General features: G+C 74.2%; 16 protein-coding genes. 9 read left to right on the top strand and 7 right to left on the bottom strand.

Annotated elements, in window-relative coordinates; all coding sequences use genetic code 11:
- Window positions 1–53 precede the first annotated feature (53 nt).
- The gene (locus OO54_RS37095) at window positions 54–332 is read left to right on the top strand and encodes a hypothetical protein (protein WP_017239343.1); all 279 of its coding nucleotides are present in this window, start codon (window positions 54–56) and stop codon (window positions 330–332) included.
- On the opposite strand, the gene OO54_RS37090 is transcribed toward OO54_RS37095, so the two are convergent.
- Entirely contained in the window at window positions 320–943 is a 624-nt protein-coding gene (locus OO54_RS37090) for an HAD family hydrolase (protein ID WP_033211383.1), read from the bottom strand. The genes OO54_RS37095 and OO54_RS37090 overlap by 13 nt on opposite strands.
- 101 nt (window positions 944–1044) lie before the next feature.
- Here OO54_RS37090 and OO54_RS37085 point away from each other — a divergent pair, with 101 nt between their 5' ends.
- From OO54_RS37085 to OO54_RS37075, 3 genes are read left to right on the top strand one after another with little or no spacing between them, the layout of a single operon-like run.
- Window positions 1045–2049: a FecCD family ABC transporter permease gene (locus OO54_RS37085; protein ID WP_033211382.1), complete on the top strand. Its 1005-nt coding sequence runs from the start codon at window positions 1045–1047 to the stop codon at window positions 2047–2049.
- Window positions 2046–3170, top strand: a complete 1125-nt coding sequence (locus tag OO54_RS37080; RefSeq protein WP_234439327.1) for a FecCD family ABC transporter permease — start codon at window positions 2046–2048, stop codon at window positions 3168–3170. The genes OO54_RS37085 and OO54_RS37080 overlap by 4 nt, the downstream gene beginning before the upstream one ends.
- A complete protein-coding gene (locus OO54_RS37075; RefSeq protein ID WP_033211381.1) occupies window positions 3167–3976 on the top strand; it encodes an ABC transporter ATP-binding protein in 810 nt (269 codons plus the stop codon). Before OO54_RS37080 ends, OO54_RS37075 begins: the two co-directional genes overlap by 4 nt.
- A 572-nt stretch (window positions 3977–4548) precedes the next feature.
- Here OO54_RS37075 and OO54_RS37070 read toward each other — a convergent pair.
- On the bottom strand, window positions 4549–5643 hold the full coding sequence (locus OO54_RS37070; protein ID WP_033211380.1) for a hypothetical protein: 1095 nt from the start codon (window positions 5641–5643) through the stop codon (window positions 4549–4551).
- A gap of 94 nt (window positions 5644–5737) precedes the next feature.
- Between OO54_RS37070 and OO54_RS37065 the strand changes: the two genes are divergently transcribed.
- Window positions 5738–8371, top strand: coding sequence for a helicase C-terminal domain-containing protein (locus OO54_RS37065; protein WP_051787700.1), 2634 nt, complete (start codon window positions 5738–5740; stop codon window positions 8369–8371).
- A 7-nt stretch (window positions 8372–8378) separates the two neighbouring features.
- Here the strand turns inward: OO54_RS37065 and OO54_RS37060 are convergent, their stop codons facing one another.
- A complete protein-coding gene (locus OO54_RS37060; RefSeq protein WP_157856585.1) occupies window positions 8379–8732 on the bottom strand; it encodes a hypothetical protein in 354 nt (117 codons plus the stop codon).
- Window positions 8733–8944: 212 nt separating this feature from the next.
- Between OO54_RS37060 and OO54_RS37055 the strand changes: the two genes are divergently transcribed.
- A complete protein-coding gene (locus tag OO54_RS37055) occupies window positions 8945–10585 on the top strand; it encodes a DNA repair helicase XPB (protein WP_017239334.1) in 1641 nt (546 codons plus the stop codon).
- Between the two features lie 63 nt (window positions 10586–10648).
- On the opposite strand, the gene OO54_RS37050 is transcribed toward OO54_RS37055, so the two are convergent.
- Window positions 10649–10975 (bottom strand): hypothetical protein, encoded by a 327-nt coding sequence (locus OO54_RS37050; protein ID WP_033211378.1) that lies wholly within the window; start codon window positions 10973–10975, stop codon window positions 10649–10651.
- A 49-nt stretch (window positions 10976–11024) separates the two neighbouring features.
- A complete protein-coding gene (locus OO54_RS37045; protein WP_017239332.1) occupies window positions 11025–11213 on the bottom strand; it encodes a hypothetical protein in 189 nt (62 codons plus the stop codon).
- A 249-nt stretch (window positions 11214–11462) separates the two neighbouring features.
- Here OO54_RS37045 and OO54_RS37040 point away from each other — a divergent pair, with 249 nt between their 5' ends.
- From OO54_RS37040 to OO54_RS37030, 3 genes are all read left to right on the top strand, one after another.
- Window positions 11463–13517 (top strand): HelD family protein, encoded by a 2055-nt coding sequence (locus OO54_RS37040; RefSeq protein ID WP_033211377.1) that lies wholly within the window; start codon window positions 11463–11465, stop codon window positions 13515–13517.
- Window positions 13514–13975 (top strand): VOC family protein, encoded by a 462-nt coding sequence (locus OO54_RS37035; RefSeq protein ID WP_051787697.1) that lies wholly within the window; start codon window positions 13514–13516, stop codon window positions 13973–13975. Before OO54_RS37040 ends, OO54_RS37035 begins: the two co-directional genes overlap by 4 nt.
- Window positions 13976–14095: 120 nt before the next feature.
- Window positions 14096–15127: a saccharopine dehydrogenase family protein gene (locus tag OO54_RS37030; protein ID WP_033211376.1), complete on the top strand. Its 1032-nt coding sequence runs from the start codon at window positions 14096–14098 to the stop codon at window positions 15125–15127.
- Window positions 15128–15152: 25 nt separating this feature from the next.
- On the opposite strand, the gene OO54_RS37025 is transcribed toward OO54_RS37030, so the two are convergent.
- Both OO54_RS37025 and OO54_RS46920 read right to left on the bottom strand, forming a co-directional pair.
- A complete protein-coding gene (locus OO54_RS37025) occupies window positions 15153–15947 on the bottom strand; it encodes a helix-turn-helix domain-containing protein (RefSeq protein ID WP_033211448.1) in 795 nt (264 codons plus the stop codon).
- A gap of 65 nt (window positions 15948–16012) precedes the next feature.
- On the bottom strand, window positions 16013–16236 hold a 224-nt coding region (locus tag OO54_RS46920), incomplete at its 5' end, for a hypothetical protein (protein WP_209440912.1).

The raw sequence follows: 16236 nt of genomic DNA, 5'->3' as shown, positions 1-16236 counted from the left end.
GCCGACACGACGTCGCCGGAGTGTTCCTCCGGCCTGGGAACTACCCTGGCCGGATGCGTAGTGAAACCCCCGCCGTGCCGGTGAACGACAGTGCCCCCGGTGACGGCCTCGTGAAGGCCGGTGTCGTGCTGTTCGCCATCGGCGCGGTAGCGACGCTGGTCACGGTGGCTCCGCTGTTCCTCGGGAGCGAGCCGTTCCCGACGGTGGCGTACACCGTCTCGATGCTGATGGGCGTCGGTTTCCTGGTCGCCGCCGCCGGGGTGCTGCGGTCGATCGCGGCCCAGCGGCGGCAGGCCCGTGAGGGTTCCGTCGCGGCCGCTCAGCCGCGGTAGGCGTCCCACCAGGCACGGAAGTCCGTCAGGTCCGTGAGGACCACGTCCGCGCCCGCCTCCCGGAGCTCCTCGGGGGCGCAGGGGCCGGTGGCCACGGCCACCGAGACGGCGCCGGCGGTCCTCGCGCCGCGGACGTCGCCGACGTGGTCGCCGACGTACACCTGGGCGCCGTGGGCGCGCAGGGCCTCCGCCTTGCCCTCGGCCCACAGGCCGCCGACGATCGCGTCGGGCTCTATGCCGAGGTGCTCGAAGTGCAGTTCGGCGTGCGGGCCGTTCTTGGCGGTGACGACGATGGTGCGGGCGCCCGCCTCGCGCACGGCCTCGATGGCGTCCCGGGCACCCGGCATCGGGAAAGTGGGCTCGATCGCGTACGCCGGGTAGAGCGCCCGGTAGCGGGCGGTCATCTCGGTGACCCGGTCCGCGGGGAACCAGTGCGCGATCTCCTGTTCGAGGGGCGGGCCGAGCCGGCTGACGACGAGGTCGGCGTCGATCGGGACGCCCGTCTCGGCGGAGAAGGCGGTCCAGGTCGCCTTGATGCCGGGCCGGGTGTCGAGCAGGGTCAGGTCGAGGTCGAACCCGACGGTGAGCGGCTTCGGGGGCGTGGTCGTCATGGGGCCATTCTGGAGGACTTCCGGCCCGGGGTGCCCGGATATATGTGCTGCTTACACTGAGGCGAGCCTTACCGAACCCGCACTCCCCCGATGGGCCCCGTATGACAGCCGCTTTCCCCTCCAGACGGGTCCTCGCGACCTCGGCGGCCGTCGTCGCCCTGCTCCTCGCCGTGCTCCTCAGCCTCGCCGTGGGCGCCCGGGCCATCGCGCCGTCGACCGTGCTCGACGCCCTGCTGCACGGCGGCACGAGTCCCGACACCGAGGTCGTACGGCAGCTCCGGGTGCCCCGCACCCTCATCGGGCTGATGGTCGGCGCGGCCCTCGCGCTCGCCGGGACCGCCCTCCAGGGCATCACGCGCAACCCGATCGCCGACCCCGGCATCCTCGGCATCAGCCAGGGCTCGTCGGTGGCCGTCGTCTTCGCGATCGCCTTCTTCGGCGTGCACGAGCTCTCCGGGTACGTGTGGTTCGCGTTCGTGGGCGCCGCGCTCGCCTCCGTCGCCGTCTACGCGATCGCGTCCGGCGGGCGGGGCGGCGCGACACCCGTGAAGCTGGCGCTCGGCGGCGCCGCGATCAACGCGCTGCTGCTGTCCGTCACCACCGGCATCCTCACCACGAAGGCGTCGGCGCTCGACGAGTTCCGGTTCTGGCAGATCGGCTCGCTCGACGGGCGCGACGCCCAGATCGTCGGCCAGATCTGGCCCTTCCTGCTGCTCGGCGCGGCCCTCGTCCTCTCCGTGGCACGCGGCCTCGACGCGCTCGCGCTCGGCGAGGACGTCGCCAAGGGACTCGGACAGCGGGTCGCGACCGTCCGGATCGTCGGCGGGCTCGGCGCGACCGTCCTGACCGGCGCCGCCGTGGCCGCCGCCGGGCCCGTCGCCTTCGTCGGCCTCGCCGTACCCCACATCGCGCGGGCCGTGGTCGGCACCGACCACCGCTGGGTGCTGCCGATGGCCGCGCTCATCGGACCCGTGATGCTGCTCGTGGCCGATGTCGCCGGCCGCGTGGTGTTCCCGCCGGGCGAGATCCCGGCCGGAGTGATGACCGCGCTCATCGGCGTGCCGTTCCTGGTGACCCTGGTGCGCCGGAAGGCGGTGCCGGCATGACCGCCTCCGCCCCCTCGGAAACCCTGCCCGACGCACAGCCCGACGCACGGCCCGCCGCCCGGTCCGCCGCCCGGTCCGGTGTCCGTCCCGCCGGATACGGGCTGCTGCGCGCCGGCAAGGGCTCGTTCCTCGTCCACCGGCGCTCGGCCGTCGTCGCCGCGGCCCTGCTGCTGCTCCTGGCCGCGGCCTCGGTGGCGTACCTCTGCGTCGGCGAGCGGTTCGTCGCCCCCTCGGAAGTCGTACGGATCCTCCTCGGGCAGGCGTCGCCGTCCGCCTTCGTGGTGGAGGAGCTGCGCGAGCCCCGGCTCGTCGTCGCCCTCGCCGTCGGCGCCGCCTTCGGAATCGCGGGCGCGCTCGTCCAGACCGTCGCCCGCAATCCGCTCGCCAGCCCCGACATCATCGGCATCAGCCAGGGCGCGGGGGCCGTCACCGTCGCCGCGATGACCTTCGGCCTCACCTCGTACGCCGTCCTGCCCTACCTGTCCATCGCGGGCGGCATCCTCGCCGCCGCACTCGTGTACGCCTTCGCCTGGCGCGGCGGGCTCCACGCGACCCGGTTCGTACTCATCGGCATCGGCATCGCGATCGCCCTGCGGTCCCTGATCACCCTCTTCATGACGAAGGGCGACTACCTCGTCGCCCAGCAGGCCCAGATCTGGATGACGGGCTCCCTCAACGGGCGTGGCTGGGACGAGTCCGCGCCCATCCGCTGGACGCTGCTCCTCATGCTGCCCGCCGTGCTGTGGGCGGCCCGCGCACAGCGGACCGTGTCCCTCGACGACGACACCGCGACCGCGCTCGGCATACGGCTCGGCCGGGTCCGGCTCGGGCTCGTCACCGTCGGCGTCGTCCTCGCGTCGGTCGCCACCGGCGTCGCCGGACCGGTCGACTTCGTCGCCCTGCTCGCCCCGCAGATCGCCCGCCGCATGACGAGGACGGCGCAGATCCCGCTGCTGTGCTCCGCCCTCGCGGGCGCGGTGGTCGTCGTCGCCGCCGACCTCCTCGGCCGGCGGCTGTTCTCCCCCGTCGAACTGCCCGTGGGCGTCCTCACGGCAGCCGTCGGCGCCCCGTATCTGATCTGGCTCATCGTCCGGAGCCGCACCGCAGGAGGCAACACGTGAGCAGCAGGCTGACCGCACGCGGGCTGACGCTCGCCTACGAGGACCGGACCGTCGTCGACACGCTCGACCTCGCGATCCCCGACGGCCGGGTGACCGTGATCGTCGGCCCCAACGCCTGCGGCAAGTCGACCACCCTGCGGGCCCTCGGCCGGCTCCTCAAGCCCGCCGGCGGCGCGGTCCTCCTCGACGGCGAAGAGCTCGCGAAACTCCCCACCAAGCAGATCGCCCGCTCCATCGGACTGCTGCCGCAGACGCCGGTCGCGCCCGAGGCGATCACCGTCGCCGACCTCGTCTCCCGCGGCCGGCAGCCCCACCAGGCCTGGTGGAAGCAGTGGTCCGAGGAGGACGAGCGGGCCGTCGTGGACGCCATGGCCCGCACGGACGTGACCGCGCTCGCCGACCGGTCCGTCGACGAGCTGTCCGGCGGCCAGCGCCAGCGCGTGTGGATCGCCATGGCCCTCGCCCAGGAGACCGACCTCCTTCTCCTCGACGAACCCACCACCTACCTCGACATCTCCCACCAGGTCGAAGTCCTCGACCTCGTCCGCCGCCTCAACCGGCTCCGCGGCCGCACCGTCGTCCTCGTCCTCCACGACCTCAACCAAGCCGCCCGCTACGCCGACCACCTCGTCGCCATGAAAGCCGGCCGGATCGTCGCCGAAGGCCCGCCGGACGAGATCGTCACCGCGGCCCTCGTCCACGACGTCTTCGGCCTCGACTCCGTCGTCGTCCCCGACCCCGTAACCGGCTCCCCCCTCGTCGTCCCCGGAACCCCCTGGCACACGGACACCCCCGCCCCCCACTGACCCAAGCCCCCGGCTGCCGCACCCGCCGCCGTGCGGGCCCGCGCCCGCCGCCCGCCGCCGTGCGGGCCTCCGCTCGCCGCCGTGTGGGCCTGCGCCCATCGCACCCCCCGTGTGGGCCTGCGCCCCCGCCCCGTGCGGGCCCCCGCCTGTCGCCCACCCCCGTGCGGGCCTCCGCCCGCCCCCCGTGTGGGCAATCGTCCCGCTGGGGCGGGACGGGTGGGCACACGGGACGGCGCCCTCGGCGGCGCCTCCGCCCCCTGCGCCCTGACCCGCACCGATACGGCGTCGCACTCCGGGTGCGGGTTCAGGCGCGGAAGCCTGGGCCCGGCAAAGGGCGCCGTCCGTTGTGCCCACCCGTTCCGCCCCAGCGGAACGAATGCCCACAACGCGGGGGCGGGGCGTGGAGGGTGGGCACCGCCCCAGCGGAACGAATGCCCACAACGCGGGGGCGGGGCGCGGGCGCAGCCCACAACGCGCGGGCGCACAACGGGCGGGGCGCAGGCGCGGAGGTGGGCACCGCGCAGCGGAACGATTGCCCACAACGCAGGGGCGCAGGCCAGGCGCGTGGGCGGTCAGGGGCGGCGGGAGCGCCAGAGGAGGAAGAGGGCGGAGGAGACGGCGGCGGCTTTGAGGGTCCAGGGCCAGGCCTCGGAGATCGCCGCGCCCAGAGCCTCGCCGCCGGGCGCCACCGGCGCGCCCCAGCGCCCCCCGACGCGGCCCCAGAGCCAGACGGCCGCGGCGGTGGCGGCGAGGCCGGGGATCACGAGGACGGCGGTCTTGGCTTCTGTGGGGGTGAGGCGGCGGGAGGCGTACGCGAGGAGCCAGCCGGCGGCGAGCGCGACGAGCGAGCCGAAGACCGCGCCGCCGAGCAGGAGCAGCGCGGCGAGGACGACGAAGGGGCTGCCGATGCGGAGGCGTGGCCGCGCGGCGGGCTCGGCCGCGGCCTCCGGCTCCTCGTCGACGGCGGGGGCGGTGTCCTTGCGGAGCCGTAGGACACGCGCGAGGAGGCGGCGCTTCGCCGGAGGGGGTTCCTCGGTCCGCTCCTCGTCGTCCTCTTCGACCGGCGGCGCGAAGAGGTCGGGCCGCTCGAGTCCGCCGGAGAACAGCGGAGGCCGTTCGGGGTCGTCGTCGTCCGGCTTCCGCCACCAGTCCGGCTTCGCCGCGCCGGGTCCGGTGGCACCGGAGGCGGGGGCGTCGGTACGGCCGGGGGCTGTGGAACCCGGGACCGTACGGCCGGAGGCGGTGCGGCCGGAGGTCGCGGGGCCGGAGGCGGTGCGGCCGGAGGCGGTGCGGCCGGAGGTCCTGGGGTTCGGGACGTCGCCGGTGGGGCGGTCGGCGGGCGGCCGCGGGGCGCCGGTGCGGCGCGGGCGGGTCGCCGTGTCCGCGTCGTCGGCGGGGCGGGGTTCCGGGACCGGGGGCTGATCCGGGGACGACGGGCCGGGGGCGCCGGCGCGGCCGACGACCTCGTCGGGGGTGCCGAGGGAGCCGAGGATGCCGCGGACGGCGGCGGGGCTCTCCTCGCCGTGGGTGGCGCGGCGGCGGTCGATCTCGTCGCGGAGGCCGGAGACGAGGCGCATGCGGTCGCCGGCGGGGAGGTGCTGCTGCTGAGCCAGGTCCCCGACCCGGCTCAGATAGTCGTAGACCAGCTGGTCGCTCTCGATGCCCACAGTGCCCCCTCCACGGCCGGTTCGCCCGGTACGGGCCGACGTTAGCGCCTGCACGGCGGGCTCAGGCGTACGGATTGGGGCTAACGTGGGGCGGATGGGGATCGGTGAGCTCGACCGGGAGGCGCACGTGCCTGAGGCAACTGGCACCGTAGGCGCGCCGCGCACGCTCGCGGAGGCGCTGCGGGCGCGGGGCGACGACGGGCTGATCGCGCTGCTGCGTGCCCGGCCCGACCTCCTGAACCCGGTTCCGAACGACCTGACGCAGCTGGCGACGCGGGCCGGCACGCGGGGTTCGGTGGTACGGGCCCTGGAGCGGCTCGACCGGTTCGCCCTCCAGACGGCCGAAGCGCTCGCGGTGGCGCCGGACCCGGCCCCGTATCCCGTACTCCTGGCGCTGCTCACCGGCGACGAGGGCGATCCCGTGATCGAGGCGGCGCTGCCGGGCGCGGTGGCGCTGCTGCGCGAGCAGGCGCTGGTGTGGGGCGAGGACGACCGGCTGCGGCTCGTGCGGACGGCGCGGGAGCTGCTCGCGCCGTCGGCGCAGCATCCGTCGCCGACGGGCCTCGGGCCGACGGTCGCGGAGGCGACGGCGGGGATGTCGCCGGGGCGGGTGCAGGAGATCATCGCGGCGGCCGGGCTGACGGCGACGCACGACCCGGTGTCGGCGGTGGCGGCCCTCACGGAGCTGTTCACCGACCGGACCCGGATGGGCGAGCTGCTCGACACGGCGGCTCCGGAGGCGCTGACCGTCCTCGACCGGCTGGTGTGGGGTCCGCCGTACGGCGAGGTGACGGCGAACCCGGCGCCGCCGGTGCGCTGGCTGCGCGACCGGGGCCTGCTGCTGCCGGTGTCGCCGCGGACGATGGTGCTGCCGCGCGAGGTGGCGCTGCACCTGCGGGGCGGGCGGGCGCACCGGGCGCCGGAGCCGCTGGCGCCGGATCCGGCGGTGCTGCGCGAGTACCGCCCACAGGTCGTGGACAGCGCCGCCGCCGGGCAGGCGCACGCGGCGCTCGCGACCGTCGAGGAGCTGCTGAAGTCCTGGGACCAGGGCGGCCCGCAGGTCCTGCGCGCGGGCGGGCTCGCCGTACGGGACCTCAAGCGGACCGCGGCGGCCCTGGACGTCACGGAGGAGACCGCCGCGTTCTGGCTGGAGCTCGCCTACGGGGCGGGGCTGCTCGCCTCGGACGGCGCGGCCGACGAGCGGTACGCGCCGACGCCCGCCTACGACGACTGGCTGGACCTGCCGCCCGCCGAACGCTGGGCCCGCCTCGTCACCCCCTGGCTCTCCGCGACCCGCACGCCCGGCCTGATCGGCGACCAGGACGCGAAGGGCCGTACCCTCGCCGCACTCGGCCCCGACCTCGACCGGGCCGCCGCCCCCGAGGTCCGGCACCGGGTCCTCGAACTCCTCGCGACGCTGCCGCCGGGCTCCGCCGCCGAACCCGAGACGCTGTTCGCCCGGCTCCGCTGGGAACGCCCGCTGCGGGGCACGGCCCCGGCCGGCCCGCCACGCCCGACGACCGGCGGGACGGGCGCTCCCGGCGTCGGCGCGCCCGGCGGCTCCGGCGCGCCCGCCGCACACGACACGGCGGACGGCGCACGCCCCGGCCCGCAGGCCCCCACCGACCTCAGGTCGCGGCTCGCGCGCTGGACGCTCGCCGAGGCCGAACTGCTCGGGCTCACCGGCCGCGGCGCCCTGTCGGGGCCCGCCCGCGCGCTGCTCAACCTGCCGCTCGCGGAGGCCGCGGCCCCGGCCGACCACGGCGGCGGCGTCGAACTGGAGGTGGCCGCCGCGCGGGCGGCGACCCTGCTCGCGCCGCTGCTCCCCGAGGCCGTCGACCACGTCCTGCTCCAGGCCGACCTGACGGCCGTCGCGCCCGGCCCGCTGCGGCGCCCGCTCGCCGACGCGCTCGCGGTCCTGGCGGACGTGGAGTCGAAGGGTGGCGCCACGGTCTACCGGTTCACGCCCGGTTCCGTACGGCGGGCGCTCGACTCCGGCCAGACCGCCTCCGACCTGCACGCCTTCCTCACCGCGCACTCCCGCACGCCGGTGCCGCAGCCGCTCGCGTACCTGATCGACGACGTGGCGCGGCGGCACGGCCACCTCAAGGTCGGGGCCGCGTCGGCGTACCTGCGCTGCGACGACGACACCGTCCTCGGCGAGATCCTGGCCGACCGGCGCTCCACGGCCCTCGGCCTGCGCCGTCTCGCGCCGACCGTCCTCGCCGCGCAGACCGACCCGGCCTCGCTGCTCGCCGGGCTGCGGTCGATGGGGTACGCCCCGGCCGCGGAGTCCGCCGAGGGCGACGTCCTCATCACCCGCGCGGACGCCTACCGCACGGCCGCCCGCACGGCCCCGGTCCCCGTCCCCGACGGGCCGCCCGCCCCCGACACCACCCTCCTCGGCGCGGCCGTGAAGGCCATCCGCGCGGGCGACCGGGCCGCGACGGCGGTCCGCAAGGAGCCCGCGGCGGCCACCGCCGCCGGCGGGCTCCCCCGCACCTCCGCCGCCGAGACCCTCGCCACCGTCCAGGCCGCCGCCATGACCGGCTCCGCCGTCTGGATCGGCTACGTCAACGCGGACGGCGCCGCCAGCCAGCGCGTCATCGCCCCCGTCCGCGTCGAGGGCGGCTTCGTCACCGGCTACGACCACACCGCCGACGAGGTCCGCACCTACCCCCTGCACCGCATCACGGGCGTGGCGGAGCTCGCCGACGACCAGGTCTGACCACGGTTCAGCGCGACAGCGCCTCGGCCGCGCGCACCAGCACCGGATAGGCGATCCCCACGGCACACGCCAACCCCGCCGTCACCCTCCGCACCCGCCGTCGCCCCATCGTCCGCGCGATGAACCAGGTGGGCGCCGCCACCACGACCGGCAGCAGCAGACTTGCGGCGATCACCACCGGCCGCGCCGCCAACAGGTCCACCATGCTCCCGGTCAGCACCACGAGCAACGGCCCGCCAAGCGTCCCCGTCATCACCCCCGCCCACCAGTTCGGGTCGTGTGCTGCGGGGTCGGACCGGGAAACGCATGCGGCGACGGGCGGCGACACCGACCGCTTCCCACTCCCGGCGGTCTGTGTCATGCCTTCCACCCCACCGCTCCCCGGACGGCCCCGTCCACCCGCTCGCATACTCATCCGACATGTGCCGGGTACTCATGTCGTGGCCCAGCCGGCCAGGCGGCGTCCACTCGGCGCGTCGAGATGTCCGGGCGCACCCCGGCGACAGCGGCGGGGATCGGGCAGACTGGAGGATTGGCCGTCGTGGGTGCGGCCCGGGAAGGACCTGATCGCACGTGAATGGGCCACTCATCGTCCAGAGCGACAAGACTCTGCTGCTGGAGGTCGATCATGAGCTCGCCGAGGCGTGTCGGCGGGCGATCGCGCCGTTCGCGGAGCTGGAGCGGGCGCCGGAGCACATCCATACGTACCGGGTGACGCCGCTGGGGTTGTGGAACGCGCGGGCCGCCGGGCACGACGCGGAGCAGGTGGTGGACGCGCTCGTCGAGTACTCGCGGTATCCGGTGCCGCACGCGCTGCTGGTGGACATCGCGGAGACGATGGCGCGGTACGGGCGGCTGACGCTGTCGAAGCATCCGACGCACGGGCTGGTGCTGACCAGCACGGACCGGCCCGTCCTGGAGGAGATCCTCCGGTCGAGGAAGGTGCAGCCGCTGGTCGGTGAGCGGATCGACGCGGACACCGTGGCGGTGCATCCGTCGGAGCGCGGGCAGATCAAGCAGACGCTGCTCAAGCTGGGCTGGCCGGCGGAGGACCTCGCCGGGTACGTCGACGGGGAGGCGCACCGGATCGACCTGGCGGAGGACGGCTGGAGCCTGCGGCCGTACCAGAAGCAGGCGGTCGACGGGTTCTGGCACGGCGGCTCCGGGGTGGTCGTGCTGCCGTGTGGTGCGGGGAAGACGCTGGTCGGCGCGGGCGCGATGGCACAGGCCAAGGCGACGACGCTGATCCTGGTGACGAACACCGTCTCGGCGCGGCAGTGGAAGCACGAACTGGTGAAGCGGACCTCGCTGACCGAGGACGAGATCGGCGAGTACAGCGGTACGCGCAAGGAGATCCGGCCGGTCACCATCGCCACGTACCAGGTGCTCACGACCAAGCGGAAGGGCATCTACCCGCACCTGGAGCTGTTCGACTCCCGCGACTGGGGTCTGATCGTCTACGACGAGGTGCACCTGCTGCCCGCGCCGGTCTTCAAGTTCACGGCGGACCTCCAGGCGCGGCGGCGGCTCGGCCTGACCGCGACCCTGGTCCGCGAGGACGGGCGCGAGTCGGACGTGTTCTCGCTGATCGGGCCCAAGCGGTTCGACGCGCCGTGGAAGGAGATCGAGGCGCAGGGGTACATCGCGCCCGCCGACTGCGTCGAGGTCCGGGTGAACCTGACCGACTCCGAGCGGCTGGCGTACGCGACGGCCGAGGCGGAGGAGAAGTACCGCTTCTGCGCGACGACCGCGACGAAGCGGAAGGTCACGGAGGCGCTGGTCAAGAAGTTCGAGGGGCAGCAGATCCTCGTCATCGGCCAGTACATCGACCAGCTCGACGAGCTCGGCGAGCACCTGAACGCGCCGGTCATCAAGGGCGAGACGTCGAACGCGCAGCGCGAGAAGCTCTTCGACGCGTTCCGTACGGGCGAGATCAGCGTGCTCGTCGTCTCGAAGGTCGCGAACTTCTCGATCGACCTGCCGGAGGCGACGGTCGCCATCCAGGTCTCGGGCACCTTCGGGTCCCGGCAGGAGGAGGCACAGCGCCTGGGCCGGGTGCTGCGGCCGAAGGCCGACGGCCACCAGGCGCACTTCTACTCGGTGGTCGCGCGCGACACGATCGACCAGGACTTCGCGGCGCACCGGCAGCGGTTCCTGGCCGAGCAGGGGTACGCGTACCGGATCGTCGACGCGGACGAGTTGCTGGCTCCGTAGGGGCGGGTGGGCCCCTCGGTCCGGGGTCTCCTCGGTCCGGGGTCTCGTCAGTCCAGGGGCTCGTCAGTCCAGGGTCTGGAGGAAGACTCCGGCGACGCCGAGGGCGTACTGGGCGATGACGAGGGCCCGGCGGGGGGTGGTCGGCATCAGGCTCCGGGGAGTGACGAGGGCGGCGAGGCCGGCCGCCGCGGCGAAGGGGAACATCCAGAAGGCGGCGTCGGTGAAGGCGCCGCTCGCTCCGTCGCCGCTGACGGCGTCGCCGAGGGCCAGCATCGCCGTGAGGACCAGGAGCGCGGCGAGGACGAGGAAACCGCCGAGGGCCGTGAAGCGCAGCTTCCGGGTGGTGCGGACGAAGTCGTCGGTCGTGGGCGTGGGCGTGGTCGTCGTCATGAGGTGATCACATCAGGCGGCGGCCCGCCCGCGGCAGGCGTCGCCGTACTCAGTCGGGGCCGGGCGCGTACTCAGGGCGAGGGTTCCTGACGCCCGCCTCGGGCGGGCCGTAGTCGCCGAGGAGGACGACGCCGGCCGCCGCGCCGCCGAAGGCGCGTATCGCGCGGAACGCGGTGGCGAGGGGGCGGGTGCGGGGTCGGGGGACGGTGGTCACGAGGGTGAAGGTCGTCGCGGTCATGCTTCCATCATGGAATCCGGACATTCCGAACACATCGGCCTGGGGGTGGAACCGGGGTCCCTCTCGCGACGGACCCCGACCCCTACGGGTAGGCGGCCGGGCGGAGAGCGCGAAAGCGATTCGCCTCGCGTGGCCCGCCGGAGTTACACTCGCCAGCTTCCCCGCCTCCCCCGTGGAGAGCCGCCGCCCGGCCGGTAACCGGCGGCCACCTCGTCGTGTCCGTGTATCCACCTGCTCGGAGGCTTCATCGTGCCCGTTTCCGATCCGCTCGATCCGCTCGCGCGTGAGCGCGCCCATCTGACCGAGTCCCGCTCCGCCCTCCGCGCGATGCGCGAGGACGTCGAGGCGCTCGACATCAAGGACGTCACGGCGAACTGGGTCAACTCCCTCGTGCTCGGGCGCCAGATCGAGGACCGGATCAAGGCGCTGGCCGACCTGGCCGACACCCCGCTGTTCTTCGGGCGGCTCGACTACCTGCACACCACGCAGGAGGGGCAGCGCTTCTACATCGGGCGGCGGCACGTCCACGACGCCGACGGCGACCCGATGGTCATCGACTGGCGTGCCCCGGTGTCGCAGCCGTACTACCAGGCGTCGAAGAAGGACCCTCAGGACGTCGGCCTGCGGCGGCGCTTCGGGTACACGGGCGGCGACCTCACCGCATACGAGGACGAGCACCTCTCCGACCCGGCGGCCGAGACATTTTCCGGCTCCGCCGAGGGGTCGACGACGAGCCGGCTGCTCCAGGCCGAGATCGAGCGGCCCCGCGTGGGTCCGATGCGGGACATCGTGGCGACGATCCAGCCGGAGCAGGACGGGATCGTCCGCTCCGACCTGTCCGGGACGGTGTGCGTGCAGGGAGGCCCCGGGACCGGAAAGACGGCCGTCGGCCTGCACCGTGTCGCCTATCTGCTGTACGCGCACCGGGAGCGGCTGGCCCGCACCGGCACCCTGGTCATCGGGCCGAACCGTTCCTTCCTCCACTACATCGAGCAAGTCCTTCCCGCGCTTGGCGAGTTGGAGGTCCAGCAGGCGACCGTGGACGACCTCGTGGCGCACGTCGAGGTGCGGGGCACCGACGAGGCGGCGACGGCGGTCGTCAAGGGCGACGCCCGGATGGCGGAGGTGCTGCGGCGGGCGGTCCGTTCGCACGTCTCGCTGCCGAAGGAGCCCCTGATGGTGGTGCGCGGGTCGCGCCGGTGGCGGGTGCCCGCGTACGAACTGGAGGAGATGGTCCGGGAGTTGCTGGACCGGGACATCCGGTACGGGGCGGCCCGCGAGGCGCTGCCGCAGCGGATCGCGCACGCGGTCCTGGTGCGGATGGAGGAGGCGGGCGAGGCGCCCGACGACCGCGTGCAGAACGCGGTCGCGCGGAACCCCGCGGTGAAGGCCGTCGTGAAGGAGTGCTGGCCCCTGGTGGAGCCCGCGAAGCTGGTGCTGCGACTGCTCGGCGACGCCGACTTCCTGGCGGAGCACGCCGAGGGGCTGCTCACGGAGGACGAGCAGAAGCTGCTGCTGTGGGCGAAGCCGGCCCGCAGCGTGAAGGCGGCGAAGTGGTCGGCGGCGGACGCCGTCCTCGTCGACGAGGCGAAGGACCTGATCGAGCGGACGCACTCGCTCGGGCACGTGGTCCTCGACGAGGCGCAGGACCTGTCCCCGATGCAGTACCGGGCGGTGGGCCGCCGCTGCACGACCGGCTCGGCGACGGTCCTGGGCGACCTCGCGCAGGGCACGACCCCCTGGGCGACGGAGAGCTGGGCGCAGGCGCTCGGGCACCTGGGCAAGCCGGAGGCCGTGGTGGAGGAGCTGACCGCCGGTTTCCGCGTGCCGCGCGAGGTGATCGCGTACGCCTCGCGGCTCCTTCCGCACATGTCGCCGGGGCTCGCGGCGGTGGAGTCGGTGCGTGAGAACCCGGGTTCGCTGGCCGTCCGCCCCACGGACGACCTGGACGCGGCCGTCGTCGCGGCCTGCGTCGAGTCCCTGGCCCACGAGGGCTCCATCGGTCTGATCGCCGCCGACGCCCGCATCGCCCCCCTCGCGGAGGCGCTGACCGCCGCCGGGCTCGCCCACCTCTCCCCCGGCGAGGAGACCACCGCCGAATCCCGTCTCACCCTGGTCCCCGCCTCCCTCGCGAAGGGCCTGGAGTACGACTACGTGGTGCTCGACGACCCCGCGGCCGTCGTCGACGGCGAGCCGGACGAACGGACCGGCCTGCGCCGTCTCTACGTGGCCCTCACCCGTGCCGTGTCCGGCCTGACGATCCTTCACTCTGCGCCGATCCCAGCCCAGTTGGGCGCACCGTGAGCCGAGTCGGAGCGCTGCACCACGTCGAGATCTGGGTGGGCGACCTGGACGGCGCCGAGGCGAGCTTCGGCTGGCTCCTCGGCGCCCTGGGGTACGAGCCGTTCCAGCGCTGGGACGGCGGGCGCAGCTGGGCCCTCGGCTCCTGCTACCTCGTCCTCGAACAGTCCCCCGCCCGCACTTCGGACCACCACGACCGCCTCCGCCCCGGCCTCAACCACCTCGCCTTCCACGCCGGCGACCGCGCCGCCGTCGACGCCCTGACGGCCGAGGCCCCGGCGCACGGCTGGCGACTCCTGTTCCCCGACCGCCATCCGCACGCGGGCGGCGAGGGCGTCTACGCGGCCTATCTGGAGAACACCGACGGCTTCGAGGTGGAGCTCGTCGCGAGCCCTCAGGGGGCGTTCCGTACGCCGGAGCGGGCCGAGGAGCGGGAGTCCCCGGAGAAGCCGGTGCGGTAGTCCCGGCGGTCGGGGCGCGTGTCCGAAAGTGTGCGACGCGTGGCACTCCTCGTACTCGTACGGGCAGGCCGCCACCGACAAGATGGTTCACAGTTGAACCAACGAGGGCGGGAGAGAGCGATGACTTCGGGGCACGCGGTAGTGGTGTTCGGCGCGTACGGGCACACCGGACGGTTCGTGGTGGCGGAGCTGCTGGGCCGGGGGTTCACGCCGATCCTGTCCGGGCGGGACGCGGGCCGGCTGGAGGCCCTCGCGGCGGAGCACGGGGGGCTCGGCGTACGGCCGGCGACGGTCGACGATCCGGACGCGCTCGACCGGGCGCTGGTCGGCGCGGACGCCGTGGTCAACTGCGCCGGGCCGTTCGCCGTGACCGCGGCGCCGCTGATCGAGGCGGCGCTGCGGGCGAAGGTCCCGTACGTGGACGTCGCCGCGGAGATCGAGGCCAACCTCGACACGTTCGCGCACTTCGCGGACCGCGCGAAGGCCGCGGGGACCGTCGTCGTCCCCGCGATGGCCTTCTTCGGCGGCCTCGGAGACCTGCTGGTCACCGCCGCGATGGGCGACTGGGAGACGGCCGACGAGGCGCACGTCGCCTACGGGCTGAGCGGCTGGCACCCCACCGCGGGAACCCTCGCCGCGGGCACGGTCTCCCGCGAGCGCAGGGACGGCCGACGGGTCGTGTTCGGCGACGGACGCATCCAGTACCGCGAGGACACCGCGCCGACCCTGGAGTGGACCTTCCCCGAGCCGATGGGACCCCGGTCCGTGATCGGGGAGTTCACCATGGCCGACGTCGTCACCGTCCCCAGCCACCTCGCCATCCCGGAGGTGCGTACCTACATGACCGTGGAGGCGGCCCGGGAACTGGCGGACCCGGACTCCCCGGCACCGGCCGCGGTCGACGCGCGCGGACGGTCCGCCCAGACCTTCCTCGTCGACGTCGTCGTCCGCTCGGGCGGCGAGGAGCGGCGCGCGGTCGCGACCGGCCGTGACATCTACGCCGTCAGCGCGCCGCTCGCCGTGGAGGCGTTGCACCACGTGCTGACGGGACGGACCAGGACGGTCGGCGTCGCCTCCGCCGGCGCGGTCTTCGACGCGCCCGCCTTCCTCCGCGACCTGGCCCCGCACATCACCGTCGAAACGACCGGCTGACCCGGCCGCACGGCCCTTCGGACCCTCAGGACGCCTCCGGCCCCCCGCCGGTGGCGTCCTCCCGCGTCTCCGGCCTCGCGGATTCCGTCCCCGGCCTCGCGGATTCCGTCTCCGGCTTCGCGAAGAGGACCTCACGGGCCTGCTCGGCGGCGCGCAAGATGCTCTCGGAGACGAAGTCGAGGAAGCGGGCGACGTTCTCCATGCGGACGGCAGCGGGGGTCTCGGGGCCGAGGACGCCGACGCCCTGACGGGCGATCTCGACGATCTGCGCGGTGGACCGGGCGCTGGCGATCATCGACTGGTACCAGATGTCGTCGTCGACGACGTAGCGGTCGCGGCGACGGTCGTCGCGCTCCCGGCGGACGAAGCCCTGGCTCTCCAGGAAGGCGATCGACTTGGAGATGGACGCCGGGCTGACCTGGAGGCGCTCGACGAGTTCGGCCGCGGTGAGGCTGCCCGCGTCCGTGAGGGTGAGGCAGGCCATCACCCGGGACATCATCGTCGGCATGCCCGAGCCCGCCAGGACGGCCGTGAACGTCTCCTCGTACGCGCGCATGGCCTCGGGATCGCGCCCGTGGGCCTGCGGGAGCGCCTCCGTCCCCTTGGGCGCGGGCTGCTTGCGGCGGTGGGCGCGGCGCTCGGTGGCGCGGTGGGCGGTCTCGGCGCGGTAGGCGGTGGGGCCGCCGTTCCGCATCACCTCGCGCGTGATCGTCGAGGTCGGCCGGTCGAGACGCCGGGCGATCTCCGCGTAGGCGAGGCCGTCGGCCAGACCGAGTGCGATCTGCTGGCGTTCGGGCTGGGTGAGTCGGCCTCCCGGCATCGCGGTCTCCTCCGTGGTGCTGCGCATGTGGCGGTGCGTGCTTCGTGACGGCTTCAGCATAGCGTTCACTCCCAGTTCATTGCAATGAGCAACGCGGTCGTTGTTGCATTCCATTCAGGATCATTGCAATGAATTCTCGGCTCTGACCTGCATCTTCCATGTTTCTGCGCAACGAACTCGTTGCCAGAAACTCGAACGCAACGTAGCTTTTCCTTCATCAGAAACAGCGGGCCGACAGGGAGCCCGCCACTGGACAAGGAGCAGGACATGCAGAAGTTCGCCACCCCCG

Origin of the sequence: Streptomyces wedmorensis (assembly GCF_000716445.1) — a bacterium.
Taxonomy (GTDB): domain Bacteria; phylum Actinomycetota; class Actinomycetes; order Streptomycetales; family Streptomycetaceae; genus Streptomyces; species Streptomyces wedmorensis.
The sequence above is the reverse complement of the archived record's forward strand: the minus strand, read 5'-3'. Positions and strand labels throughout refer to the sequence as shown.

Bases quoted from the DNA above. Each gene is read 5' to 3' on its own strand.
- OO54_RS37025 (WP_033211448.1), bottom strand. From the start codon at position 15,947: ATGCCGGGAGGCCGACTCACCCAGCCCGAACGCCAGCAGATCGCACTC.
- OO54_RS37060 (WP_157856585.1), bottom strand. From the start codon at position 8,732: ATGACACAGACCGCCGGGAGTGGGAAGCGGTCGGTGTCGCCGCCCGTC.
- OO54_RS37050 (WP_033211378.1), bottom strand. From the start codon at position 10,975: ATGACGACGACCACGCCCACGCCCACGACCGACGACTTCGTCCGCACC.
- OO54_RS37090 (WP_033211383.1), bottom strand. From the start codon at position 943: ATGACGACCACGCCCCCGAAGCCGCTCACCGTCGGGTTCGACCTCGAC.
- OO54_RS37030 (WP_033211376.1), top strand. From the start codon at position 14,096: ATGACTTCGGGGCACGCGGTAGTGGTGTTCGGCGCGTACGGGCACACC.
- OO54_RS37095 (WP_017239343.1), top strand. From the start codon at position 54: ATGCGTAGTGAAACCCCCGCCGTGCCGGTGAACGACAGTGCCCCCGGT.
- OO54_RS37080 (WP_234439327.1), top strand. From the start codon at position 2,046: ATGACCGCCTCCGCCCCCTCGGAAACCCTGCCCGACGCACAGCCCGAC.
- OO54_RS37065 (WP_051787700.1), top strand. From the start codon at position 5,738: ATGGGGATCGGTGAGCTCGACCGGGAGGCGCACGTGCCTGAGGCAACT.
- OO54_RS37045 (WP_017239332.1), bottom strand. From the start codon at position 11,213: ATGACCGCGACGACCTTCACCCTCGTGACCACCGTCCCCCGACCCCGC.
- OO54_RS37085 (WP_033211382.1), top strand. From the start codon at position 1,045: ATGACAGCCGCTTTCCCCTCCAGACGGGTCCTCGCGACCTCGGCGGCC.